21 protein-coding genes are annotated in these 24,387 nt (G+C 61.4%); 5 read left to right on the top strand and 16 right to left on the bottom strand.

What is annotated here, in order from left to right; all coding sequences use genetic code 11:
• Window positions 1–127: 127 nt before the first annotated feature.
• Complete coding sequence (gene sbcC / locus BJN45_RS14855; protein ID WP_076096592.1) at window positions 128–3,550, top strand: exonuclease subunit SbcC; 3,423 nt, start codon at window positions 128–130, stop codon at window positions 3,548–3,550.
• 282 nt (window positions 3,551–3,832) lie between these two features.
• On the opposite strand, the gene BJN45_RS17530 is transcribed toward sbcC, so the two are convergent.
• Window positions 3,833–5,287: a diguanylate cyclase domain-containing protein gene (locus BJN45_RS17530; protein WP_083651338.1), complete on the bottom strand. Its 1,455-nt coding sequence runs from the start codon at window positions 5,285–5,287 to the stop codon at window positions 3,833–3,835.
• 159 nt (window positions 5,288–5,446) lie between these two features.
• Here BJN45_RS17530 and BJN45_RS14840 point away from each other — a divergent pair, with 159 nt between their 5' ends.
• Entirely contained in the window at window positions 5,447–6,247 is an 801-nt protein-coding gene (locus BJN45_RS14840; RefSeq protein WP_076096590.1) for an alpha/beta hydrolase, read from the top strand.
• 32 nt (window positions 6,248–6,279) lie between these two features.
• Here BJN45_RS14840 and BJN45_RS14835 read toward each other — a convergent pair whose 3' ends face one another.
• Entirely contained in the window at window positions 6,280–6,828 is a 549-nt protein-coding gene (locus BJN45_RS14835) for a lipocalin family protein (RefSeq protein ID WP_083651336.1), read from the bottom strand.
• A gap of 141 nt (window positions 6,829–6,969) precedes the next feature.
• Between BJN45_RS14835 and BJN45_RS14830 the strand changes: the two genes are divergently transcribed.
• The 3 genes from BJN45_RS14830 (at window position 6,970) to BJN45_RS17795 (ending at window position 8,182) form a co-directional block, all read left to right on the top strand.
• Window positions 6,970–7,317 (top strand): hypothetical protein, encoded by a 348-nt coding sequence (locus tag BJN45_RS14830; protein WP_076096586.1) that lies wholly within the window; start codon window positions 6,970–6,972, stop codon window positions 7,315–7,317.
• 131 nt (window positions 7,318–7,448) lie between these two features.
• Window positions 7,449–7,997 carry a YkgJ family cysteine cluster protein gene (locus BJN45_RS14825; protein WP_076096584.1) on the top strand — a complete coding sequence of 183 codons (549 nt, stop codon included), beginning with the start codon at window positions 7,449–7,451 and terminating at the stop codon, window positions 7,995–7,997.
• A gap of 41 nt (window positions 7,998–8,038) precedes the next feature.
• On the top strand, window positions 8,039–8,182 hold the full coding sequence (locus BJN45_RS17795) for a hypothetical protein (protein WP_170873104.1): 144 nt from the start codon (window positions 8,039–8,041) through the stop codon (window positions 8,180–8,182).
• Here BJN45_RS17795 and BJN45_RS14820 read toward each other — a convergent pair.
• From BJN45_RS14820 to nosZ, 14 genes are all read right to left on the bottom strand, one after another.
• The gene (locus BJN45_RS14820; protein ID WP_076096582.1) at window positions 8,171–10,546 is read right to left on the bottom strand and encodes a PAS domain-containing hybrid sensor histidine kinase/response regulator; all 2,376 of its coding nucleotides are present in this window, start codon (window positions 10,544–10,546) and stop codon (window positions 8,171–8,173) included. The genes BJN45_RS17795 and BJN45_RS14820 overlap by 12 nt on opposite strands.
• 20 nt (window positions 10,547–10,566) lie before the next feature.
• Window positions 10,567–12,816, bottom strand: coding sequence for a sensor domain-containing protein (locus BJN45_RS18190; RefSeq protein ID WP_076096580.1), 2,250 nt, complete (start codon window positions 12,814–12,816; stop codon window positions 10,567–10,569).
• 94 nt (window positions 12,817–12,910) lie between these two features.
• A complete protein-coding gene (locus BJN45_RS14810; RefSeq protein ID WP_076096578.1) occupies window positions 12,911–13,798 on the bottom strand; it encodes a bile acid:sodium symporter family protein in 888 nt (295 codons plus the stop codon).
• A gap of 39 nt (window positions 13,799–13,837) precedes the next feature.
• The gene (locus tag BJN45_RS14805) at window positions 13,838–14,332 is read right to left on the bottom strand and encodes a TlpA family protein disulfide reductase (RefSeq protein WP_240494589.1); all 495 of its coding nucleotides are present in this window, start codon (window positions 14,330–14,332) and stop codon (window positions 13,838–13,840) included.
• Complete coding sequence (locus BJN45_RS14800) at window positions 14,329–15,156, bottom strand: ABC transporter permease (protein WP_076096576.1); 828 nt, start codon at window positions 15,154–15,156, stop codon at window positions 14,329–14,331. Before BJN45_RS14800 ends, BJN45_RS14805 begins: the two co-directional genes overlap by 4 nt.
• Before the next feature lies 1 nt (window position 15,157).
• Window positions 15,158–15,667 (bottom strand): nitrous oxide reductase accessory protein NosL, encoded by a 510-nt coding sequence (locus BJN45_RS14795; RefSeq protein ID WP_076096574.1) that lies wholly within the window; start codon window positions 15,665–15,667, stop codon window positions 15,158–15,160.
• A 1-nt stretch (window position 15,668) separates the two neighbouring features.
• On the bottom strand, window positions 15,669–16,520 hold the full coding sequence (locus tag BJN45_RS14790; protein WP_076096572.1) for an ABC transporter ATP-binding protein: 852 nt from the start codon (window positions 16,518–16,520) through the stop codon (window positions 15,669–15,671).
• Between the two features lie 53 nt (window positions 16,521–16,573).
• On the bottom strand, window positions 16,574–17,539 hold the full coding sequence (locus BJN45_RS14785; protein WP_076096570.1) for a NapH/MauN family ferredoxin-type protein: 966 nt from the start codon (window positions 17,537–17,539) through the stop codon (window positions 16,574–16,576).
• Window positions 17,536–18,396 carry a 4Fe-4S dicluster domain-containing protein gene (locus BJN45_RS14780; protein WP_076096568.1) on the bottom strand — a complete coding sequence of 287 codons (861 nt, stop codon included), beginning with the start codon at window positions 18,394–18,396 and terminating at the stop codon, window positions 17,536–17,538. Before BJN45_RS14780 ends, BJN45_RS14785 begins: the two co-directional genes overlap by 4 nt.
• A complete protein-coding gene (gene nosD, locus BJN45_RS14775) occupies window positions 18,393–19,751 on the bottom strand; it encodes a nitrous oxide reductase family maturation protein NosD (protein WP_240494588.1) in 1,359 nt (452 codons plus the stop codon). The genes BJN45_RS14780 and nosD overlap by 4 nt, the downstream gene beginning before the upstream one ends.
• A 4-nt stretch (window positions 19,752–19,755) precedes the next feature.
• Window positions 19,756–20,736 carry a hypothetical protein gene (locus tag BJN45_RS14770; protein ID WP_076096564.1) on the bottom strand — a complete coding sequence of 327 codons (981 nt, stop codon included), beginning with the start codon at window positions 20,734–20,736 and terminating at the stop codon, window positions 19,756–19,758.
• 120 nt (window positions 20,737–20,856) lie between these two features.
• Complete coding sequence (locus BJN45_RS14765; RefSeq protein ID WP_076096561.1) at window positions 20,857–21,588, bottom strand: c-type cytochrome; 732 nt, start codon at window positions 21,586–21,588, stop codon at window positions 20,857–20,859.
• Window positions 21,589–21,620: 32 nt separating this feature from the next.
• Window positions 21,621–21,929, bottom strand: coding sequence for a c-type cytochrome (locus BJN45_RS14760; protein WP_076096558.1), 309 nt, complete (start codon window positions 21,927–21,929; stop codon window positions 21,621–21,623).
• Between the two features lie 78 nt (window positions 21,930–22,007).
• The gene (gene nosZ, locus BJN45_RS14755; RefSeq protein ID WP_076096556.1) at window positions 22,008–24,302 is read right to left on the bottom strand and encodes a Sec-dependent nitrous-oxide reductase; all 2,295 of its coding nucleotides are present in this window, start codon (window positions 24,300–24,302) and stop codon (window positions 22,008–22,010) included.
• Between the last annotated feature and the right edge of the window lie 85 nt (window positions 24,303–24,387).

Genomic DNA, 24,387 nt, shown 5'->3' with positions numbered 1-24,387 from the left:
CGGTGTGGCGCCGGCGAAGTACTGCGGAATATCCTCATTTTTTGACAAACGCCCCCCAGTGGCCTGGCGCCAACAGTAAAATCGGCCCTTCGATGGATGCCCTCACCCAGACGCGAAGCCACACCGCATGAAAATCCTCACCCTGCGCCTGAAGAACCTCAATTCGCTCAAGGGCGAATGGACCATCGACTTCACCAAGCCACCGTTCACCGACAACAGCCTGTTCGCCATCACCGGCCCGACCGGCGCCGGCAAATCGACGCTGCTCGATGCCATCTGCCTCGCCCTCTATCACCAGACACCGCGCCTGAAGACCATCTCGGCGTCCGACAACGACATCATGACGCGGCACACCGCCGACTGCCTGGCCGAGGTCGAGTTTGAAGTGAAGGGTGCCGTCTACCGCGCCTTCTGGAGCCAGCGCCGCTCGCGCGACAAGATCGACGGCGCGTTGCAGGCGCCCAAGGTCGAACTCGCCACTGGCGACGGCACCATTCTCAGCACGCAGACCAACGACAAATTGAAACGCATCGCCGAGATCACCGGCCTCGATTTCCCACGCTTCACCAAGTCCATGCTGCTCGCCCAGGGCGGCTTCGCGGCCTTCCTCAACGCCAGTGCCAACGAGCGTGCCGAACTCCTGGAAGAACTGACCGGCACCGAAATCTACGGCGAGATTTCGCGCAAGGTTTTCGAACAAGCGCGCGAAGCGAAAAGTCAGCTCGACCAGCTGAAAGCCCGCGCCGACGGCATGGAACTGCTGAGCGATGAGCAGCGCGCCGCCATGCAGCTCGAAGCCTGCCGCCTCGACAGCCAACTCGCCGACCTCCAGCGCCGCCACCAGCAGACGCAAGCCCAGCGCCAATGGCGTCTCGATCTGGCGCAAGGCGAACAGGAAATCAAAACCGCCGAAGTCAGGCAACAGGAAGCCGACGCCGCGCTGACCGCCGCCGTGCCGGAGCTTGCCAAGCTCGCCGCCAGCGACCCCGCCGAACTCCTCAAGCCGCTGCATCTGCAGTGGCAACAGGCCGGCACTGCCTGCGCCCAAAGCGAAAACGAACTCAAGACCCTGCACGCCGAGCGCATGACACGGCAAGGCGAACAGTTCGCCCAGCACCTCGCCGCCGAACACTACAGCGCCCAGGTTGCCGCGCAAACGCAGCAGGCCCTGCAACAAAGCCAGCGCGAAGCCAAACAACTCGACGACTTCTGCGCCGCCCACCCGCAACGCGCCCAACTCGGCGAACGCCTCGGCGTCTGGCGTCAGCAGTTCGAACAGCGGGCCAAGCTGGTACGCGACCTCGCCGCCCAACAACAAGCGCAGCAGAAACTCGAACAGGAACAAGCCGAAACCGCGCGCCAGCTCGCCGCGCAGAATCTTGCGGTCGACTCGGCAAACAAGGCAAAAACCACTGCCGACGCCGCCCTGGAAAAAATTCAGGCCGAACAAAACCAACGCCTCGCCGGCCAAACCCTGGCCGACCTGCGCCAGCACTGGCAGCGCGAACAAGCCAACCTCGCCCGCTGGCAGCAACGCGAAGCCCTCGCCCAGCGCCGCCGCGAACTGGCCGAACTGCAAACGACGCAAGCCGCACAACTGCAACAGGGCGAACAGAAGATCGCCGCCCAGGAAAAGCTGCTGATCGCCCTGCGCGAGCAACACAAGGAACTCGCCGGCCAGGTCGCCGACAAGCAAAAATTGCTCGAACAGGAGCGCCGCATCCAGAGCCTGGAGCAACATCGCCAGCAACTGCAACCGGGCGAAGCCTGCCCGCTGTGCGGCGCCCATGAGCACCCGGCCATCGCCGCCTACGCCGCGCTCGACGTTTCCGCCACCGAAACCGCGCTCAAGGAAAAACAGGCGGCGCTCGAAGCGCTGACCCAGAAAGGCCAGCAACTACGTGCCGAACAAGCCGCCGCGCAAGCCACGCAAAAAAGCGGGCTGGAGCAGCAAGCCAGAACGACACAGGAAAGCGCCCGCCTGCAGAACGAATGGCTGGAAAGCATCGCCGAACTGCCCGCAAACACACTTGCGGTCGACGCCTGGCAGAACGCAGAAACCCTGGCCACCGCCCGCGCCGCCGCCGAACAGGCGCAAACCCGACTCGCCGCCCGGATGCAAGCTGCCGATCAGGGCGAACAAGCCCTGAACGCCGCCCGCAAAACCGCCACCGACACCGCCCAGGCGCTGCTCAACGCCGGCAACCAGCAGAAACTGCTGCAACAGACGACGCAAACCAACCAGACCCGTCAGGCCGAGATAAACAAAACCCTGCAGGCCATCGCCCGCGAACAGGCCGAACTCGACGCCAGACTGGTCGAAACGCTGAACGAAATCCCGCCCGACCCCGCCGCCTGGCTAGCCGAACGCGACAGCGAATGGCAGCACTGGCTGCAAATGCAAAAACGCCGGCAGGAACTGGCAGCCCTCCTCGTCCAGCAACAGGAACGCTACGACGCAGCACAAACCCAGGCCGTGCAATGGGCGGAACGCCGGAAAAACTGCCCGGAAACCCCGTCGACCGCAGAAATCCCGACTACCGACGACCCGGCCACCGCCCTCACCCGCAGCGCCGAGCGCATCGCCGACCTGACCCAGCAGCTCGCCGCCCAACAAGGCCGGCAAGCGCAGCTCGAAACCAACCTCGCGCAACAACAAAAAGCCTTCGCCGACGCCGCGACCGCCTGGCAAACCGCCCTCGCCGCCAGCCCCTTCGCCGACCTCGCCGCCTACAGCGCCGCGCTACTGCCGGCCGAAGAACGCCAGCGCCTGCTGCAACTCAAGGAAACCCGGCAACTCGCCAAACAGCAAGCCGAAGCCGTCCTCACAGCCGCCCGCGAAAAACTCGCTCGGCTGCAAGCCAGCGCCGGCGAAACGCCGATCCCGCCGCTACCCGAACTCGACGAAACCCTCGCCCAGCTCGACACCCAGCGCCGCCAACTCAGCGAACAACTCGGCGCCCAGCGCGCCCTGCTCACCCGCGACCAAGAGGCGCGGCAAAGCCAGCAGGCACTGTTCGCCCAGATCGCCGCGCAAACCACCGAAACCGACATCTGGCAACGCCTCGACAGCCTGATCGGCTCAGCCAAGGGCGACAAGTTCCGCAAGTTCGCCCAGGGCCTCACGCTCGACCACCTGCTGCACCTGGCCAACGGCCACCTCGCCCGCCTGCACGGCCGCTACCTGCTGCGCCGCAAAAGCACCGGCGAACTCGAACTCGACATCGTCGACAGCTGGCAAGGCGAAGTCGCCCGCGACACCCGCACGCTCTCCGGCGGCGAAAGCTTCCTGGTCAGCCTGGCGCTGGCGCTCGCCCTGTCCGACCTGGTCAGCCACAAGACCTCGATTGACTCGCTGTTCCTCGACGAAGGCTTCGGCACACTGGATGCCGACACTCTGGAAATCGCCCTGAACGCCCTCGACACGCTCAACGCCAGCGGCAAGATGATCGGCGTGATCAGCCACGTCGAAGGCATGAAGGAAAGAATACCGGCGCAGATTCGGGTCGAGAAAGGCGGCGGGGTTGGGTATTCGCGATTGCGGATTTAGGCGACGGAATGGCTAGGTAGCCAGATAGGCGCTGACGGTGGCTTTCAGCTAATCCATATGGTTCTGCAGCCAGCGCTGCCAGATGCTGAGCGGATCATTTTGGAGATGCTGATTCATTCGACATGGCCGTCATTGCGAGCGCAGCGCGGCAATCCAGTGCATTGATCAAGCAGGCTTTTCTGGATCGCAACGTCGCTTCGCTCCTCGCGATGACGAATAAATCAGCGATGCATCAGCAACGGCTGCTGGCGTACTGGCAAAATTCGCCCACGACGACCAGCATCACGCCGAATCTTCCGCCTCATAAAAGCGGATCGTGTTCCGCCCTGCAGCTTTTGCCTGATACATGGCTTTGTCGGCCCATTTCAGGATATCGCCCGGGCTGTCCTCATGGTCGAGAAACACGAACACGCCAATGCTCGCCGAGCAATGATGTTCAACGGTGCTCTCCGCCATCCCCTCGTGCACGATATTCAAATGATAGGTCGCTGACAGCCTGAGGCGGATCTTTTCGGCAACGGCCTCGGCCTGGGCGATGGATTTCGTGCGATCGGCATCAAGCTCGCCCAGCATCACGACAAACTCATCGCCACCAAAGCGCGCCACGGTGTCCATTTCGCGTACGCAAGCCTTCAATCGACTGGCAGCTTCGACCAGCAGCAGGTCACCGACGAAATGGCCGTATTTGTCATTCAGTGGCTTGAAGTTATCGAGGTCGACAAACATCAAGGCACCATGGCGACCAAAGCGTTTGCTGGCAGCCAGCGTCTGGCTCAGACGATCGCTGAGCAAACGCCGGTTGGGAAGCTGGGTGAGCGTGTCATAGAACGCCAGTTGCCTGACCTGGTCCTGCATCTGTTTGCGCGTGGTGATTTCGCGGGTGATGCCGTGATATCCGGTGATCTTTCCGTTTTCATCGCGCGTGGCCTTTGAGAATACTTCTCCCCAGATCACGCTGCCGTCCTTGCAACGGTGCGGGGCCTCGAAGCTGGCAAAGCCCAGCCTGTTGCCTGCCCGCTCCGCTTCCTGCCGCTTGCGCCATGCTTCCATGACGATGGCAGCGCCTTCTTCGTTGAATAATTCAAGCACGTGATGACCGACGACCTCGTCTGCCTTGTAGCCACGTAGGCGCTCGTCCGATGGGCTGATGTAGGTGATGCGAAGTTCGCTGTCAACCCGCCAGATGACATCCATGGCATCTTCCGTAAGCAGCCGGTAGAACGACTCCCTTTCATTCAGCGTCCGGGTGCGTTCTTCGACCAGGGCTTCGAGTTCCCGGTTACGCTCCTGCAGATTCTTGAGCGGATAGACTTCGCCATCGAGCACCAGGTGATAGGGGATCGAAATGCCGCTATGAACGATTTTCCAGGCCTCGCCTTCAAGACGGAAGATCAAGGTCAGTCGTGCTACCTCACGCGCCAGGACATGGTCGGGAACCGGCAGATGAATGTTGAAAAAAGCCGTGACGGCAACGACCTGCTCGCTCAGGTCCTGCAACGAGATGTCGCGCATTTCGATGCGGATACGCCCCGGCACCTCGGAGAAATCCTGGCGGGTGATTCTCACCCACTCGTCGCAATCCGTGACCAGAACACTTCCGCCGCCCGTGTATCCGCTGAAGTCTTTGCTGAACAACGTGGTCAGCCGGTCATCTCGTGCAGCGTAGAGCTCGATGTATTCGTCAAACAATGCGCGGATTTTGCGCTGGCGGTCCGGATGAAGAATGCTCGAGGTCATGGCAAATACTCGTTTATTAACAGAAACAACGACATCGAAGTACATATACCATACAGAGCCGCCTGATCACCCGTCACGGGTCAACCTTTGAGTGAAGGGAAAACCCGAATCGCTCTGCCCACTCAGTCTGCTGCCCCATTTTCAATAATAAAGATCGAGATGCCCGCGAAAACTCCAGTCATCCATCGCTATCCGGCCTATCAGCCGAGTACCCAGCCGCCACTGCTTTTCGTGCATGGTGGTTACAGCAACGCCGCGCTGTGGAGCGTGCACTTCATCCCCTACTTCCAGAACCTGGGGTACGACTGCTACGCAGTTGAACTTTCGGGCCACGGCAGCCACCCGGCAGATCGGGCGCACCTCGACGATTTCGGCATCGACGATTACATCGCCGATCTGGCTGCTGCCGTCACCAGCCTGCCCGTGATGCCTGTGCTCATTGCCCATTCGATGGGTTGCCTCGTCAGCCAGCGTTTTCTCGAACAGGGAACGGCGCACGCCGTCGCCTTCCTGGCGCCGGTACCGCCCACCGGAACGGGGGGCACGGCCAGCCGCTTCGCGCTGACCATGCCGGATTTCTTTGCCGAGTTGCCTAATGCGGTCAACGGCACGGCCAGCGAAAAAACCATGCGCACGATGGCCCGTGTTTATTTTTCGCCAAGCATGGCGGCGGAAGAAACCATCCAGTACCTGCCGCTGATCCAGCCGGAATCAGAAAAGGCCGTGGCCGAAATGCTCACTGCGCCCTTTCGCATCGCCCGCAGCCGGGCGCGCATTCCGGCACTGGTCATGGGCGGCTCGGCCGACCAGGTGTTCCCGGCGTCGATGCTGTTCTTCACCGCTGCCTCGTGGCATGCCAGAACGCAGATCATCGACGGAGCCGGCCACATGCTGATGCTCGACCCGCAATGGCCGGACGCTGCCGGAAAATTGCTGGAATGGCTGGAAAGCCTGGCCTGACTGGCCAAATGATTTCCTTGGCCGTACCGGGATCATTCCCGAGGGTCGATCCGCTGGTGATCGACCCAGATCAGTTTTTCGGTGGCAAAGCCAAGCACCCGCGCCTGGCCGAGCAACTGCTCGCGGATATCGGCTGACAGCGTCTTGTCGCGGGCAAGAATCCACAAGTAGTCGCGATCCGGACCGGCCACAAGCGACCATCGATAGTTCTCCTGATCAAGCGCGATCACGTGATAGCCGCCATAGAATGGCCCGAAGAATGACACCTTCAGCGAGCCGGTATGCCGGTCGCCGACGAACAATGCGCGGCCAATGGCTTCCTTCCACGCTTGACGCCCGGTGTCGTAACCCCGATTGATGACCTTGACGCTACCGTCGTCGTCCAGTTGGTAGGTGGCATTGACGTCGCTCATGCCACGCTCGAACGAATGATCGAGCCGGGCAATTTCATACCACTGACCAAGGTAGCGATCGAGATCGAATGAGGTCACCGGGCGCAGACCTTCGGGAGGCGCCGTCGAACAACCGAGCAAGGTCACGGTGACCAGCAGAACGAGGATGATGGAGCGAAGCGAGGGCATGAGCGGGCTTTCGGGAAAATTCCGGCGAACAGGAGGCATGAAACGACTATTTATTTTGTCCTGGACAATTTAACAAATCAATCCTAATAATAAGCCAATGAACAAATTTTGTTCAGAACAAAGCAACCAGGAGATCACACCATGAATCTGTTCAATCGTTTGCCCGGTTTTCCCCGCACGCCAGCCGGCAAGGAGCGTGACGTTCTGCGTTTGCTCCCCCGGACCTTCCTGCTCGGCACGTTGCTGATCGCCATCCCGTCGCTGCTGGCACGGCTGATCGTCAGCCCGGATGACGCTCGGGTAATCACTACCACCGACATCTATGTCATCAGCCTGATCATCCTGCACTGGACGGTTTTGTTTACCGCAGGCATTGCCGCTTTCATCGTCATGATGATGAAAGGGCCGGCCTACGTCGCCGATGCCTATCCGCTGCTGGAGGCGGAGACACTGGATGCCTCGCCTGGATCGCCACGGCACGGCCGATGAACCGGTAAGGAAAACAACCCGGGCATTTCCGCATCACGATAATTCTGGCGTGATTCATGCCGCTGATCGTGATATTAATTGCCCATGATCTTGATTCCTCAAACCACCTTCCTTCACCCGGCTGTCCCGCAATGAGCTCCCGCAACACCCACCGTCGCCTCGATGACGAACTCGCGGCAGCCGCCGCCGCCTACCAGGCCAGCACCATCATCCCGCATTGCCCGCAATGCTCGAATTCCTGCTGCCGGCTTGATCCGCTGGTGCTTGAACTGGAGTGGAAGCAAGTCCGGACCCTGTGGCGGATCGAAGAAGCGCGGGCAGCCTTCGACCGGCGACTGGCCAGCGGCAACGGACCGCAGGAAATCCGGGCCGGCAACGGCCTTTACTACGCTCATGGTAAGCCCTGCCCCGCCTTCAACGAAGCAGGCGGCTCGTGCAGCGTCTACGGGGAACCGGTCAAACCAGCAGGCTGCTCGGACTTCCCGGTGTACGAGGATGGCGGCAGCATCGTCGCCGATCTGCGCTGCGAAGCCGTGGACCGCGAGGCCTTGGTGGCCTGGATCGGTCAGGCTGTCGGACAAGGGTTTCGCGTCGTCTCGCACGCCGACGAGGAATTCCCCTTCCTCGTCACACTGTCGCTCAAGAAAGCAAAGGTACGGGAAATTCGCAACCGGGCCTGACAGACCGCTTTCTTTAAAACATCAAGCCACAGGATTCACGAATGTTCTTTGTAATCATTTTCCTGAGCCTGGCCGCCTTGGGCAGCTATCTTTTCCCGGAATGGTCGTGGGCGATGATTCTGGGCGCTGCCTTCGCTTGCGTCGTTGCGCTGCGACTGGTGCTGTCGGTCACGTCAAAGGATTGATGCCCGGGAATCAGCGGCAGACAGCGCTTTCAGCAGTACCGAGTAAAAAATCTCGGGTTTGACAGGTTTGGCGATGAAGTCGACCATGCCGGCTTCCAGGCAGCGAACCCTGTCTTCGGCGAAGGCATTTGCCGTCATTGCCAGGATCGGGGTATCAGCTTGACGGTCAAGCCGGCGAATGTGCCGGGTTGCTTCGAGGCCGTCCATACGGGGCATCTGCATATCCATCAGGATCAGCGCGTAATCGTTGGTGGCAGCCTTTTCCACCGCCGCCATACCGTCTTCGGCGGTATCGGCAAGCAGGCCGGCATCCTCCAGCAGCAACAAGGTGATCTCGCAGTTGATCGGTTCATCCTCAGCCAGCAATACGCGGGCACCGCAGAACTTCCGTTTGATCGCATTGGCCGCGTCGTCCGCTGTCGCCGCCGGCATTTCCGTTTCGTCACCTACGCACCGACGCAGACGGGCGGAAAACCAGAAAGTGCTACCGATGCCTGGCGTACTGTCCACTCCGGCCTCACCGCCCATCATGCAAGCCAGCTTCCTGGCAATGGCGAGACCCAGGCCGGTGCCACCGTACAGACGGGTCGTCGTGTTGTCGGCTTGCTCGAACGCGGTAAAGAGCCGCTCAACGGCTTCCGGCGCGATGCCGATACCGGTATCGCGGACCGAGAAACGGAGAAGCACATTGTCATCGCCGTTTTCCAGCATTTCGACCTGCAGCACGACTTCGCCGTGCTCAGTGAATTTGATGGCATTCGACAAGTAATTGAGCAGCGTCTGCTGCAGCCGGGTTGGATCACCCAGCAGTCGTGCCGGTAACTGGCACAGTTCGGTGCGCAGTTTCAAACCCTTGGCGTCGGCACGATTCTGCATGATCGAGACGACGCCGCCGACCACGCCAGCAACGGAAACTCCGGTCTCCTCAAGCAGGTATTTGCCGGCTTCGATCTTCGATAGCTCGAGCACTGCATTGATGATTTCCAGAAGATGCTCGCCCGCCGACTCCAGCTTGCCCAACTGGTCGATCTGCAGGGGGGACAACCCGCCTTTGCGGATCAGGTGCGCCATGCCGGTGATGGCATTGAGTGGCGTCCGGATTTCATGACTCATGTTGGCCAGAAAGGCACTTTTTGAAAAGCTTGCGGCTTCGGCTGCATCCTTGGCCTTGCTCAGTTCCAGCGTGCGCTCTTCGACCAGCGTTTCGAGGTTATGCCGGTAGTGAGCCAGTTCCGCGTCGAGCTGCTTGCGTTCGGTAATATCCTGGATCGTCCCGAGCATCCAGCACGGCTGGCCGTCGTCATCAAAACGCAACTGACCGAGACCGAGCACCCAGCGCATTTCGCCATCCGAACGACGCAGGATGCGATATTCCTTGTTGAAGGGTTCGCGATTCTTCAGTACGTTGCTGGTGAAGTAGTCCTGCATCATCTGCCGGTCGTCGGGATGCACGGCTTCCAGCCAACCTTGCAGCGTGCGCGGATAGTCCGGCCCGATGCCGAATATCTGTTCCATGACCTCGGACGATGTCCAGCAGTCGTAGCAAATGTCGAACTTGTAGGAACCGATGTTTGCCGCGCGCTGCGAATCGCGGAAAAAATACTCGCTTTCCTTGAGCCGGTTTTCCGCGTGGATACGTTCGGTGATGTCGCGGGCAACACCAAACAGTCCGATGATCTCTCCAGCTTCGTCGTGAATCGGGAACTTCCGATTGTCGACCCAGCCATTCAGCTGGCCGTCCTTGCTCAGGAACTCCTGGATCTCCTGAGCAGCGGCAACGCCGGAAAACACCTGTTTCTCGAGCCGGTAATACAGATCGGCATAGGGTTCCGGAAAGACATCGTAGTCAGTCAGCCCGAGCAGATCGGTCCATTGCTCGGCCGGATGGCACAGGGAAACCAGTGTCTGGCTGGCACCGGTGAACACGTGATTGCGATCCTTGAAATAGACGAAATCATTGGTGTTCTCCATCATGGCGCGAAAATTGGCCGTATTTGCCGCGTCATCCATCGTGCGTGGCAGGCTTTTCGCATCCTGAAGACGCAACGTCAGTTCGACGACACCATCGTCACGCTGCCGCTTGGCATAAATGGCCTTGACACACCGGATGCGGCCACTGGCCTGACGCAGCCGCAGGTTGTCGACTTGTTCCCCGCGAGGGATATCTGGACCAAACAACGCTTCGGCAATATCGGCATCGTCGCCATGAATGCGCTCTGGCAGGCTGACCTCACCCTGCACCAGTGCGACAGCAGGATAGCCCAGCAGGGTGCCGACATCGCCCGTCGCCGCGATGACCGAAACCGATTCGGCAAGTGCAACAAGAAACGATGCTTCGACAACGCTGCAAGCTACGACGGGCATCTTGATGTCTTGTGGGTGAGTTACTGGATGGTAGCAGAAGGCAAAGGCATCTGTTTGGCATTCCCGGAAACGGCGCCGCCGGGTCCATCCTGCCCACCGAAGAACGACCGCACAGCGCTGGCATTCATCGGCCGGCCGAACAGGTAACCCTGCAACTCCTGGCAGCCTTGTGCCATCAGGAAATCACGTTGGGCTTCGGTTTCGACACCTTCGGCGATGGTCACCAGCCCCATCGAGCGGGCCATCGAGATGATTGCTGACACGATGGCCGCGTCGTTCGGGTCGCTGACGATATCGCGCACGAAGGAGCGGTCGATCTTCAGCTTGTTGACCGGAAAGGCCTTGAGATAGGCCAGCGAGGAGTAACCGGTGCCGAAATCGTCGATGGCGATGGTGACGCCAAGTTGTTTCAGTCGCTGGAGGATTTCCGCGGTGAGGTCGGCGTCTTCCATCAGCACGCTTTCGGTGATTTCCAGTTCCAGACGCCCCGGCGCCAGGCCGGTCGCCGCCAGGATCGCCTCGATGCGTTCACCGAGCGCCTGCTGGGTGAATTGTCGCGCCGAGAGATTGATGGCGATGCGGTAACTGCCCAGGCCTTCCTGCTCCCAGTCACGGATTTCCCGGCAGGCGGTTTCCAGCACCCAGTCACCCAGCGGAACGATCAACCCGGTCTCTTCGGCAATGGGAATGAACTTGTCCGGCGGAACCAGGCCGCGTTGCGGGTGCTGCCAGCGCACCAGCGCCTCCCAGCCGAACAGGCAATCATTGGTCAGATCCCATTGCGGCTGGTAATGCAGCACGAACTCGCCACGCGCCAGCGCCAGCCGGAGGTCGCGCTCCAGCACGATACGCTCCTGCACCTCGTCGTTCATGCGTGGCGCATAGAACGACCAGCCGTTACGACCCTTGGCCTTGACCTGGTACATCGCGGTATCGGCATGGCGCATCAGCGTCACGATATCGGCTCCATCATCCGGGTAAAGTGCCACGCCGATCGATGGTGGGGCGTGGATGACTGCCTCTTCGATCCGGTAGGGCTGCTCCAGCCGTTCGTGCAGATGGACAAGCAGTTGCGCACAACGGTTCTGGTCGCCGACATTTTCCAGAACGACGAGGAATTCGTCGCCCCCAAGGCGTGCGACGGTGTCGGAAACCCGAACGCCGGAACGCAGGCGCTGTGCCGTCTGGATCAGCAACTGATCGCCGAAAAAATGACCGAGCGAATCGTTGATGTTCTTGAACCGGTCGAGATCGATGAAGACCAGCGCCAGCCGGTTGCTGTTCCGCTCCGCCCGGGCCAGCGCGTGCTGCATGCGCTCATGAAACATCAGGCGGTTCGGCAGCCCGGTAAGATGGTCGTGACGCGCCAGGTAGTTGATGCGTTCCTCGTGTTCCTTGCGTTCGGAGATGTCGGAGAACAGCGCAACATAATGGGTGGTCACGCCGTTTTCGCGAACGGCGTTGATCACGGTCCATTTCGGATAGATCGACCCGTCCTTGCGCCGGTCCCAGACTTCACCGGCCCACTGACCATCGGTCAGCAGGTTCTGCCACATCGCCTCGTAAAAATTCCGGTCATGCTTGCCGGAACTCAGGATACTTGGCGTCTTGCCGATCACTTCGTCGGCGCGGTATCCGGTCAGGCCGGTGAATGCCGGGTTGACGTTGATGATGCGCGAGTCGGCGTCAGTCACCATGATGGCTTCCGAACTGTATTCGAACACCTTGTTCGACAGGCGCAGGCGCTGCTCGTACTGCCCGACTTCGCGTGCCTGGGCTGCGGCGATGGCCTGTTCGAGGCGCTTGCGTTCGGTGATATCGACCGCGATGCCGAGATAGCCCAGAATCGTGTGGTCCGGCCGGCGCAGTGCCGTCACCGACAACAGCACCGGCAGACGCGAGCCATCCTTGCGCAGGTAGGTCCATTCGCGCTCTTCGGCAATGCCCAGGTTCGCCTTGGTCACGAACGTAGCGTAGCCGGGAGCAACAACGGTACCCAGTTCTTCAGACAGTTCCCGGGCGCGATCAGCGAGTTCTTCCGGGTCGTGCAACACGCCCGGCGTCATCTTGCCGATCATCTCGTCCGCCGAATAGCCGAGCATGCGCTCGGCTGCCGGGTTGAAGCTGACGATCACCCCGTTCTCATCGGTGGCGATGATGGAGAAATTTGCCCCCTGAAGGATGGCTTGCTGCCAGGCGGTCAACGACTGCAGCAGATCGGTTTGATCCGGCGCAGTTTCCCCTCCAGTGCTCTCTGGTGAATCAGTCATTTTTTTACTACGCCCCCTGAAGCTTCATTAGGGAACAATAATGCTTCAGCGTCAACACTTCCGTCGCATGAAACAGCCGCCGAAGCAGGCTGCATCAAGGCACGGCGACCCAGCCCGCCGAGCGCCGGCTACGGACAACAAGCAGGAAGGCGATGGCGCCAATGTTCATCGTCAATGCATAAACCACGCTGGGAATGGCGAGTTCGGGGCGTTCGAACAAGGACAGCGCGACAAAGATGCCGAGACCTGCGTTCTGCAGGCCGCATTCGAGCGCGATGGCGATGGTTTCGCGGCGGTGCAGGTTGGCGGCCCAGGCGAGCAGTGCCCCGCCAAGCATGGTCAGCACATTGAGCAGGACGGTGGCGGTACCGACCTGGGGCAGGCCGTTGAGGATGGTTTCACGGTGCGAAACGAAGGTGACGATGACGATGGCGACGAAGAAGCCGGTGGCGATCTTGCTGATGACGCGCTCACCACGTTCGCCGACCAGTTGCAGCTTGAGGCGCAGGAACATGCCGAGCAGGATCGGCAGCGTCGTCACCAGCAGCACGCCGCCGAGCAGTTTGCCAAGCGGCAGGTCGGTCGGCTGGAACATTGCGTCCGCCGGCACGCCGCCGGTCTGCCAGGCCATGACGGCGTTAATGATGAAAGGCAGCGTCAGCAATGCGAGCAGGCTGCTGATCACCGTCATGATCAACGACAGCGCCGTGTCGCCGCGGGCCAGATGCGTGATGAAGGCGGAACTGACACCACCCGGACAGGCGGCGATGATCAGCAGGCCGAGCAGCATCGGCTCGGACAAGCCAAGACCGAGGCCGATCATGGCCGCAATCAGCGGCACCAGGAAAATCTGGCCGAACAGCCCGATACCCAGCCCGCGCCACTTGCCGAGCACGGCGCGAAAATCGTCCACGCGCAGCGCCAGGCCGAGCGAAAACATGATGAAGGCCAGAGCCAGCGGGAGAAAGAGGGTATCGATCATGGTCAGCGGCCGATTATACGGGTGCCACGCCGGCCACGGTCACTTCAGCAGCGCCTCGGCGGCAGCGTCGAAATCGGCGCGGGTAAACAGCCCCATCTTGCGCAGCACGATATTGCCCCGGCGATCGATCAGCAGCGTGAATGGCAGCCCGGCCTGGCTGTTGCCAAGGTTCTGCATCAGCCAGATGCCTTTTTTCTTGTCGACGACCATCGGGTAATTGACGTCGTAGGCGTTGGCGAACTCCTGCACCGCAGCGCCATCTTCTTCGATGGCGATGCCGAGCACCGTCAGCCCGCGCCCGGCAAACTCGGTCTGCAGCTTTGCCAGTTCCGGGATTTCCTTGCGGCACGGCGGACACCAGCGGGCCCAGAAATTGACGATCAGCGGTTTGCCGCGAAACTTCTCCAGCGCCACCGGCTGGCCGTCGGTAGCGTTCATCGTGCTACTGAACAGCCCGGCCGTGTCAGCAGCGAATGCCCCCGCTGACAGCAGCAAGCCGGCGGCCAGCAGCAGCGCCCTGCCCCGGGCGATCACAACAAATCTCCGCGGCGGAACAGGAAGTAACCGAGCGCCGCCGAACCGATGCCGAGCGCCGCCGGGTAGGCCAGCGCGAAGAGGCGGAAGCCGTCGGCGCCAAACAGGTCGAGGATGACGTAGGCCGACGGGCCGAGCACGATCAGTTGCGGGTCAAACATCGCCAGCGCGGCGGTGCGGAAGACCTGCAGCGGATTGACCAGTGCCAGCGTGACGGCGATTTCCGGATCGACGCGGCCCTGGATCATCACGCCGAGCAGGATCAGGTCAAGGAAGAGCAGCAGCACCAGCCAGATCATGAAGGCGGCGCCCTGTGCCATGTCGGTGCTGCGCGCCACCGCCGAGATGAGCATGCCGATGCCGAGGAAGCACAGCGCCATCACCGCCAGCAGGCCGGTGTAATAGGCGAACATGTTCCACGGCACTTCGATGTCGACGATGCTGGCCCAGATCACCGCACCGAGCATGGCCAGGAAGACCGGCGCGAAGACGACGATGTAGCGGCCGAGGAACTTGCCCCAGAACCAGGCCTGCAACGCTACCGGCAACGACAGCAGGTATTCGAAGACGCCGGCCTCGCGGTCGCCGGCAACCGAGCGGACGGTGGTGATCAGCACGAAGATCGGCAGGATCGCCATGGTCAGCTGGATGTAGGTGACCAGCAGGCGCGACAGGCCGATGAAGCCGAGCACGCGCGATTCGGTCAGGCCGAAGACGAAGAGCAGCGCAACGATGCCGCCGAAAACCAGCGTGTAAATCTGGAACCAGCGCGCACGCAGCGATTCGACGATATCGAGTTTTGCGGTCAACCACAGTTGATTCATGTTATTTGCCCTTGGCCAGTACGTGCTGGCGGGTATCGGTGAAGTCCAGCGCGCCGGCCAGCGGCGCCGAAACGGCGGCGAAGTTGTAGCCCATCGGCGAACTGCGGGTAACGAAATAAGCGCGCTTCGGGTCGAGCCAGCGCATCTCCTCGCGGCTCTTGCTGTCGTAGTCGGCGAGCCAGATGCGGGTGGCGGCGTCGGCCAGCCACGGGTACTTGTTGGCCTTTTCCTTCTGCCAGAAGATCAGGCAGCCGACGTCGTCGAACTTGAAGACGGTGTCGTTCGGGCCGCCGCGCATCTGGGCGGCGAAGCGGCGGTCGGAGATGACCATGTTGCAGCGCACGCAGGTATCGCGGTCCCACTTGATCTCGGCCATGCCCTCGGGCCAGTTGCCCTTCTTGCCGCAGCCGGCGATCAGCGCCGCCAGCGGCGTCAGCAGCAGGCCGCCGGCGCCGAGGCGGCTGATGAAATTTCGCCGATTATTGCGGTCGACCGCAGGATTGCCGCACATTTCAGGCCTCGCGCAGCGACAAGTCGCTGACCAGCGCCGTGTAGCGCGACACGATGCCGAGGAAACGCAGGCGATCCGGGCCGGCGATGCCGCCCTGCCAGACCAGCTGCTCGGCGTCGGGCACCAGCTGCCAGCCTTCGACGGCCCTGGCGAACGCCGGCTCGAAGCGCTTGAGGACGATGCGGCAGGCGAGCACGTCGGTCAGCGTCGCGTCGTCGGCAACCTTGTCGTCGATGACGACCTTGCCCATGTCCATCTCGATGACCCGGTTGACCAGCGACGAGACCTCGTCGAGGCGGTGGCTGGAAATGATCATCGTCGCGTCGTTCAGGCGTTCGGCCAGCAGGTCGAAGAATATCTTGCGCGCTTCCGGATCGAGGTTGGCGGCCGGCTCGTCCATGATCAGCAGGCGGGCGTCGCGGCCGAGCGCGATGGCGATCAGCAGCTTCTGCTTCATGCCGCCGGACAGGCGCACGAACTGCCGCGCCAGGATGCCGTCAACATCAAGCCCGAGCCGCTTGCCGATGGCGTGGATGCGCGCCGGATCGGTCTTGCACAGGGCCGCCGAGAAATCGATCAACTGGCCGACCGGCATCTTCAGCGGCGGCGGCAGCTGCGGCACGAAGCCGATCTTGCCAAGCACCGCAGTTCGGTTGGCACGCGGGTCGAGGCCGTCGATGCGGACTTCGCCCTGATGGTCGTATTCGCCGAGCAGGCAGCGGATCAACGTGGTCTTGCCGGCGCCGTTCGAGCCGATCAGTGCGACACGCTCGCCGATGCCGATCTCGAGATCGATGCCGTTGAGGACGCTGGCGCGGCGGAAGGACTTGCTGAGGTTCTTGAACTGGATCATGGGTTCGATTTTAGGCGGGACGTTTGCGGTCCACTTTGAATCTGGATCAAAAATCACAAGAGTTTCGACAAACCCTTGACCTCGTAGCGCAGCGCGCCGGTCGGGCAGATATCGACGCACAGGCCACAGCGCGTGCAGTCCGGTCCCAGGCCGAGCGTTTCCTCGGCAGCACGGCCCTTGACCGTCACGTCGAGAACATGCGGAACGAGGCAGACCTTGCGGCAATCGCCCTCGTGGAAGCAGTGCTCGACGTGGTAGGTGATCTGCAGCGGCGACAGCGCGCCGACCGCACCGTAGGTCAGGCCGATCGGGCAGACATAGCGGCACCAGGCACGGCGCGACCAGAAGACTTCGAACAGCAGCAGCAGGAAAATCCAGCCCAGCGCCAGCCCCGGCCCGTAGATCAGCGCCCGCGACAGGATGCCGGTCGGCGAGATGGTCTCGAAGATGGTGTAGCCGGTGACCACCGACAGCAGCGCGAAGAGCAGCCAGAACACCGTACGCGTGCCGCGATGGAATTCGTGGTCGGTGACGATCTTGCGGTCGACCAGCCACAAATGCAGTTTTTCCGTCCATTCGGCGAGCAGGTGGTAAGGGCAGACCCAGGAACAGAAACTGCGCCCGCCGAGCAGCACCCACAGCAGGAAGACCGTGAAGGTACCGATGAACAGGTTCACGATGATGTGCTTGTGGGCGAGCATCACGTGCAGCGCCGAGTTCAGGTCGATCAGGTGGAAACCGACGAAGCGCGACGCAGTCAGCGCGCCTTCGAGGATCTGGATATCAAGCCAGAAACTGAAGACGAACAGCAGGTTGGTCGCGATCAGCACCGCCCAGCGGCGGTTCCGCCACTTGTGGCTGACGATGTGATGGTCGCGCGCGTGCAGTTTTTCCTTGATGTAGCGATCCTTGTCCTCGTACTTGAGGAACATGATCTTCTGCACTTTTTCCGACACTTTTTCCGGCCGCTTCGGCGCGGCGCCGAGCATGCCCTTGAGCAGATCGAGGTAGCGGCTCATCGCGCGGCCCCCTTCCAGACGGCCTGGGCATCGACGACGATGGCTGCCGGCTCGACCGGGCAGATCATCTCGCAGACGCCGCAGCCGACGCATTGTTCCTGGACGACCGGCATGAAACGCTGGTCACCGGCTTCGTTGACGAAAGGCTGCAGCGAAATGGCATCCTTGATCGGGCATTCAGTGACGCAGAGATCGCAGATGTCGCGCTCATACGGGTGGTCGCGCACGGGGATCGGTGCCCAGCGGTCGACGTCGACGTAGCGCATCTCGCCTTTGAACGCCGGGCCGCGCGCCTGTCCCTTGAAGCCCTTGCCCTGCACAGCCAGACAGGATTCCGGCCGGGCCAACCGGGCGACGCCGAAGCGTTCCTTCAGGTTCAGGCTGGGTTCGGCATCGTTTTCCTTGGCCTTCAGGATCGGCGCATGCGCCAGCGGCGCACCGGCGCGGACGCCGAGGAAATCGGGCTTGTGGTAAGTCAGCGAGCCGGTCGGACAGGCCAGGATGCACTGCACCGCATCGCAGGAAAAATCGCAGGCCTGGTCGCGGGCGGCGATGTAGGGCACGCCGAGGCCGAAGCCATCATCGATGTCGCCAAGCTTGATCGCCGCCACCGGGCAGACCTGCACGCACTGGCCGCACTTGATGCAGGATGAGAGGAAATCGGCTTCGTCGAGCGCGCCGGGCGGGCGCAGGCGCGTTGTGCGGGCGCTGGTCACCGGGATGTAACCGAGCAGCGAGATGCCGACGATACCTGCGGTCAAGCCCACCGATTGCAGGAATTTGCGCCGTGCCTTCTGCGCCTTCTCGATCGACATTGCCGGCTTGTGCGCCGCCGGCCTGGGTTCGTTTTCGCTCATGACAGAGCCCTCCGTTCCGGCTTGAAGAACAGCGGCTTTTCATCGCGCAGGATCAGGTCAGGCGCCGAGAACGGCGCCAGGCGTTCGAGGAAATCGAGCAGTTCGAGTACCGGCGAGCTGCGGAAGAAACGCGCCATCGGCAGTTCGATCCAGATCTGGTCGGCCCACGAATACAACTCGTGCGTGCCGTCGCCGACACCGTCGCCGTTGCGGTCGAAACCCTGGTAGTCGTCCCAGTAATTGCCTTCCCAGTAATTCTTCGCCTGGTTGTCGCTGCGACCGCCGTAAGCCACCTGCGTCAGATTGCCCTCGAAGACGTTGCTGCGCATGTTGTTGCCGCCGGTTTCGCTGTTGAACTGGATGCCGATGCCGTTGTAGGCCAGGCGGTTGTTGCGCACCTCGATCGTGCTGTCGGGCTGGAACGGCGACAGGTCGGAACCGATGCCGATGCCGCAGTAGATGATCTCGTTGTTCTCGATCAACGTGCCCGAAGCTTCCTTGAAGCCGATGCCCATGCCGGTGGCGCCGGTGGCGTGCGAGATGATGTTGTTGGTCGCTGCGCCGCCTTCGGTGTACATGAAGTAGACGCCGACGGCGTTGTCGTAAAAACGGTTGCGGTCGACGATGTTGTCGTTGGCAAACATGAAATGGATCGAGTAGCGGCTGCGCCGGCCGAGGTTGTCGACGAAACGGTTGCGATGCGAATACCAGGCCACCATGTCGCGCGAGTCGATGATCTCGTTGCCCTCGATCAGGTTGTCGTGGCTGTACCACAGGCGCAGGCCGTCGCCGCGCACGCCGAGTTCGAGATCCTTGGAGCTGATCTTGTTCCGGCGCACGGTGCTGTTGCTGACCTGCTTCAGGTCGATGCCGAACAGGCAGTTGTCGGCAACGATGTCCTCGACCAGGTTGTCGTGGCCACGGACGTCGAGACAGGAATCGTCGGTGTCGTGCGAATCGCCCGAGCCGGTCAGGTGCAAACCGCGCAATACCGAATTGGCGGCATTGAGGATCATCACCGTGCCCTTGTCGCCGGCGTCGATGGTGACCTGGCCGCCGCCATCGATGGTCAGCGGCTTGTCGATCGTCACCGGCCCGGCATAGACGCCGGGCGGCGGCTTCAGCACACTGCCCGGCTCAGCCTTGTCGACCAGATCCTGGAAGGGCTTCAGGCCATGGATGCGCTTGTCGCGCTGCATCAGCATGAAGGTCGGCTTCGGCCGGTCGATGGTCACCCGCGGCGCCGTGCTCAGGTCGGCGTTGGCGGCAAATTCCTGCTCGCTCTGGCCAAGCGTGGCCGTCCCCAGCAGAGTCAGCGCCAGCGCCGTCCGCATCAGTCTCGACGTGGTTTTCACGGGCTTACTCCTGTTCCGGATTCTCCCGCAATTGCTTGCGGCGGATCAGCAGGGCCAGCATCATGCAGACGAAGATCGCTACCAGCAGACCGTAACCCCAGTACGGGTACGAGTAGGTGGAGAACTGCGCGACCTTGCCTTCACCGAAGACCGTCGGCATGAAGGGTTTGACCGTGAAGGCGCCCCAGGGATGCATGTTGTGGCCGAAGAACCACAGCCAGGCCGAGTAGGTGATGACGAAGAACACCGGCAGCAGCGCCGGCACCAGCGCCATCAGCAACTGGAAACTGCGCAGCCTGGCCACGCCGGCGATGACGATGCCCATCACCGCGATCAGGCCGAAGATGACGATCTGCGACGCCAGGTGCACGTTGTCGCCCCAGGCCTTGATCTTGTCCGGCTCGTTGAAGAAGGTCGCGGTCTCGGTCATGTAGTGGGCGACGTGAGCGGCGAGCTTGCCCATGACGAACTGGTCGACCAGCATCCACGCGGCAACTGCAGCAAATCCTGCGGTCAACACCGCCAGACGCGGCTTTTTGCGCGGCACGGCAAAGGCCAGTAGCATGACGCCGAAGAAACCGAAGAAGAACTTGGCCAGTGGCTTCTCCACCGGCGCACCGGAGGCGATCGGGAACATCCCGACATAATGGTTGATGGTGTTCATTTCATGGACGCAGTCGAGGCCTTCGGCCTTCATGTCCAGATTCTGCTTCTGCGGATCGAGGATGGGATTCCAGCGCTCGTCCTCGTGCGAAAGATCCTTCTGGATCACTTCGGCAGCCATCCGGGTGCCCTTGCCGGCCGCCTTGCAGCCGTTATAGACACCATCGAAATGGAAATGGATGCGGATGCCATCGGGGAAGGCATCCTCGGGATAATTCGGTGCCGTCAGCGACACCCACCAGATCGGGGCAAAATAGGCAGCGATCAGGCAGATCAGCGAAATGAGGCTGAGGCCGGCGACGATGCGGTTCTGTTTCTCCATGTGACTACCCTTCTTCTCTCTTCTGGCCCGCGCCAATCGGGCAGATACCGCCTGCCACAGGCAGGCGGCTTCGCAACAGGCTGATTCTTCAGCTTCTTGTCTGCGTGGTTTTACAGCGGCTTACTTCTTGGCCTTCGGCTTGCACATCGCGCCCGGCATCTTCAAGCTGGACTGATAGGCAGAAATCGCCACCAGTTGCTCGTTGGTGTAGGGCTTGATGACCTTGACCATGTCCGGATTCGCATTGCGGCGATGGCCGTCGCGGATTTCGGTCATCTGGCGCAGCAGGTACTTGTAGTGCTGGCCGGCGATCACCGGGTAGAACTTTTCCTTCTTGCCCTCGCCGTTCTTGCCGTGGCACTCGACGCACTGCTTCTCGTAGAGGTCCTTGCCCTTGGCGATCTGGGCGGCGGCGTCGGCGCCTTCGTACTGGCCATGGTCGGTCGGGATACACAACTTCTCGATGTAGGCGGCGACGTTCGCGAGTTCCTGCGGATCGACCAGTTCCTTGGCGAACGGGTACATCGTCGGGTTGTCGCGCAGGCCCATGCGGATGTCGGCCATCTGCTTGATCAGCACGGTAGTGTGCTGGCCGGCCAGCTGCGGGAAGGTGCCGTCAGGACGACCGGCGCCGCTCGGCAGGTGGCAGGCGCCGCAGATTTCGTAACCTTCTTCGCCGTCTTTGGCGGTGCCCTTGGCATCCAGCGCGGCCTTGAGTTCACCTTCCATCTTCGCCCACTGGTAGTCCTTCGACTCGATGCCAGAAGCCTTCGGGGCGGGCGGCCCGGCAAAGGCGATGGTACTTGGCAGCAGCACGGCGGTCAGGACCAGTGCGATTGCTTTCTTGATCATGGTTTTCCCTCTCTCTATTCTGAATATGCGGCTTACTTCATCGACGCCAGGTGCTCGGCCAGGATCTTGATCTCGGCATCGCTGACCAGATGCATGACACCCTTCATCGCGGCAGCCTGGCCATTGGCGCGGGCACCGCTCTTGATGTCCTTCATCTGTTGTTCGGCGTAAGCGGCGTTCTGACCGGCGATCTTCGGATACTGCGGGGTCAGCGTCTTCTTGCCGTCCTTGCCGTGGCAGGCAACACAGGTCTTCTCGGCATACAGCTTGGCGCCCTCTTCGGAAGCGAAGGCACCGCTGGCGGCAATGACGCCGGCGATCAATACGAGGATTTTTTTCATGGAACTTCCTTTGGATGTGATGGGGGCAGTTTCCGGCCGCCCCCCTTGCTTGGCCTTAAGGCAGATCAAAACGGTGGATTACTTGACCTTCTTGGCGCCGTTCTGCTCGAGGTAGGTCTTGGCGCGCAGGCCGATGTCGGCTGCCTTGACCTGGTACTGCCAGACCTGCTCAGCCCACAGATTGGCCTGTTCCCAGTCCTTCTGTGCCGCAGCCGCTTCATGCTTCTGCTTGGCGTCCTTGATCTTGTTCAGCTGGTCCGTCGCATCCTCGACCATCGCCACCACGTCCGGGAAGTCCTTGAAGTTCGTGCTCGTGATGTAACCCACCACCGAATCAATGACCGCCTGCGTGTCCACAACCTTCTTCAACGTCGCCTTGTAATCGGTTTCCGTGTAGTTGCCCTTGGCCATCGTCGTCTTCGTCGGCTTCCAGCCCTTCGGCTTCACCAGCAGGTAACCCTGCATCTCAAGGTGCAGCGCCGAGCAGAATTCCGTGCAGTAGTACGGATACACGCCTTCCTTGTCAGCCTTGAACTTCACCGTCACCGTCTTGCCCGGCTCGACCGAGGCGTGCGTGTTGTACGTAGACACCGTGAAGCCGTGGGTCTCGTCCTGCGCCCGCTCAAGATTGGTCAGGTGGATCGTCACTTCGTCGCCAACATCGGCTTCGATCGTTTCCGGCGTGATGTGCGAACGGATCAAGGTGCCATACACCGTGATCTTGTTGCCCTTCTTCTCGATCCGTTCTTCACCTGCACGAACGGCACCCGGATGCGGCTTGTCGGTGCGGCTGTCGGTGCCGACCTTGTAGCGCACGCCCGGCTTCAGCTTCGAGGCTTCGATCGCGACCACGTAGTGCGGCTCACCCAGCGGCAGCGGCATGTCGTACAAGAGCTGCATCTTGTCGTTGGCGATGTCGATCAACTGGTGGTTCTGCGGGTGCAGCGGGCCAACCGGGTTGAAACGGTCGATCGACAGCTTGTTCAGCGCCACCAGGTAGCGGCCCTTCGGCGCCATCGTGTCGCCTTCCATCGTCATCAGGTGACCGATGTTGTAGTGCACCGAGATCTTGTCCAGCACCTTGCCTTCGCAGAAGTTCCACTTCGCCACTTGCGAGTCGACGTACAGCGACGTGTAGGCGACGCAGGTCTTCGAGTCGAACTGCGTGTGCAAGGGGCCCAGGCCCAGTTGCACCTGCGTGTGCAGCGCGTCCTTCATGCCGATGACCGGAATGCCGTACGGGTCCTTCGATTCGAACTTGCCAGCCTTGATCGCTGCCTGGATTTTCTCGAAGCTATACACCGACACGTGCGTGTCGAGCTTGCCCGAGACGACGATGAACTTGCCGTCCGGCGTCACGTCGGCGCCGTGCGGCGATTTCGGTTCCGGAATCAGGAACAGGATGCCTTCCTTGACTGCCGTGTCGATCGACAGCACGTCGTGGCCGTTGATCTTCTTTGCCTTGCCGGCCGCAACCAGTTCGGCGGCCTTCTTCCAGTTGATCACGTGCAGGTAGTCGGTGTCCTTCGCCGAGCAGCCGGCTTCGTACGGCGGACGCCCCTTCTCGATGCCGCCAACGTAGCGTTCGGTACAGAACGAGTTGGTGAACGACCAGCCGTCCGACGGGCCTTTACCGGCGTCAGACAAGTCCTGCGAGTACGGCGGCAGTTCGACCGAGAACGATTTCTTCGGGTCGATCCGGCCGGCCTTGCGGTCAAACTTCCAGTACGTCACACCACCGCGGTACTTCTCGTTGAATTCTTCCAGCGGGTAGAACTTCTTGTTCTCCAGCGGACTGGCGTATTGCGCGGCTTCGATCACGTAGTCGCTGTTCGGCGTCACGAAGGCGCCGCCGTGTTCGGACTTGTAGATCGGATTGACCACGATCTGCTTGGTTTCGAAGTCGCGCAGGTCGATCACTGCCAGGCGCGGGTTGGCCTTGTCGTTGATGAACAGGAACTGGCCGTCGTACTGGCCATTGGTTTCCGAGATCGCCGGGTGGTGCGTGTCGCCCCAGGTGATTTCCTTGCCGTCGATCCAGCCTTGCTTCAGCACCGCCTTCGAGTTCTCGTCGAAGCCGTAGCCTTGCCAGGGTTCCGGCGTGAACACGCCGATGTACTTCAGGATGCGCATCGACGGAATGCCGTAGACGATTACCTGACCCGACTGACCGCCCGAACTGAACGCCAGGAATTCATCCCGCTTGCCCGTCGGTACGTAGGTCTTTGCCGCCGCCAGCAGATCCTGCTGACTCAGCCCGCGACGCTTCAGCACGTCCTGCAGCGACTCCGCCGAAAAGGCCGAGCCCGCCGCTCCAAGACCAAGACCCGCCGCCAACAGCAGCACGCCCGACTTGATCGCTAATGTCCTCATCTCTCTTCTCCCATAAAATTCGGTTCCTGCCCCCAATCGCCCTACCCCCCCTTCCAAGGGAGGACTGCGGCAATTTGTCGCAATT

Origin of the sequence: Azonexus hydrophilus (assembly GCF_001956855.1) — a bacterium.
In the GTDB taxonomy this organism is placed as follows: domain Bacteria; phylum Pseudomonadota; class Gammaproteobacteria; order Burkholderiales; family Rhodocyclaceae; genus Azonexus; species Azonexus hydrophilus_A.
This window is presented reverse-complemented; position numbering and strand designations above follow the sequence as displayed.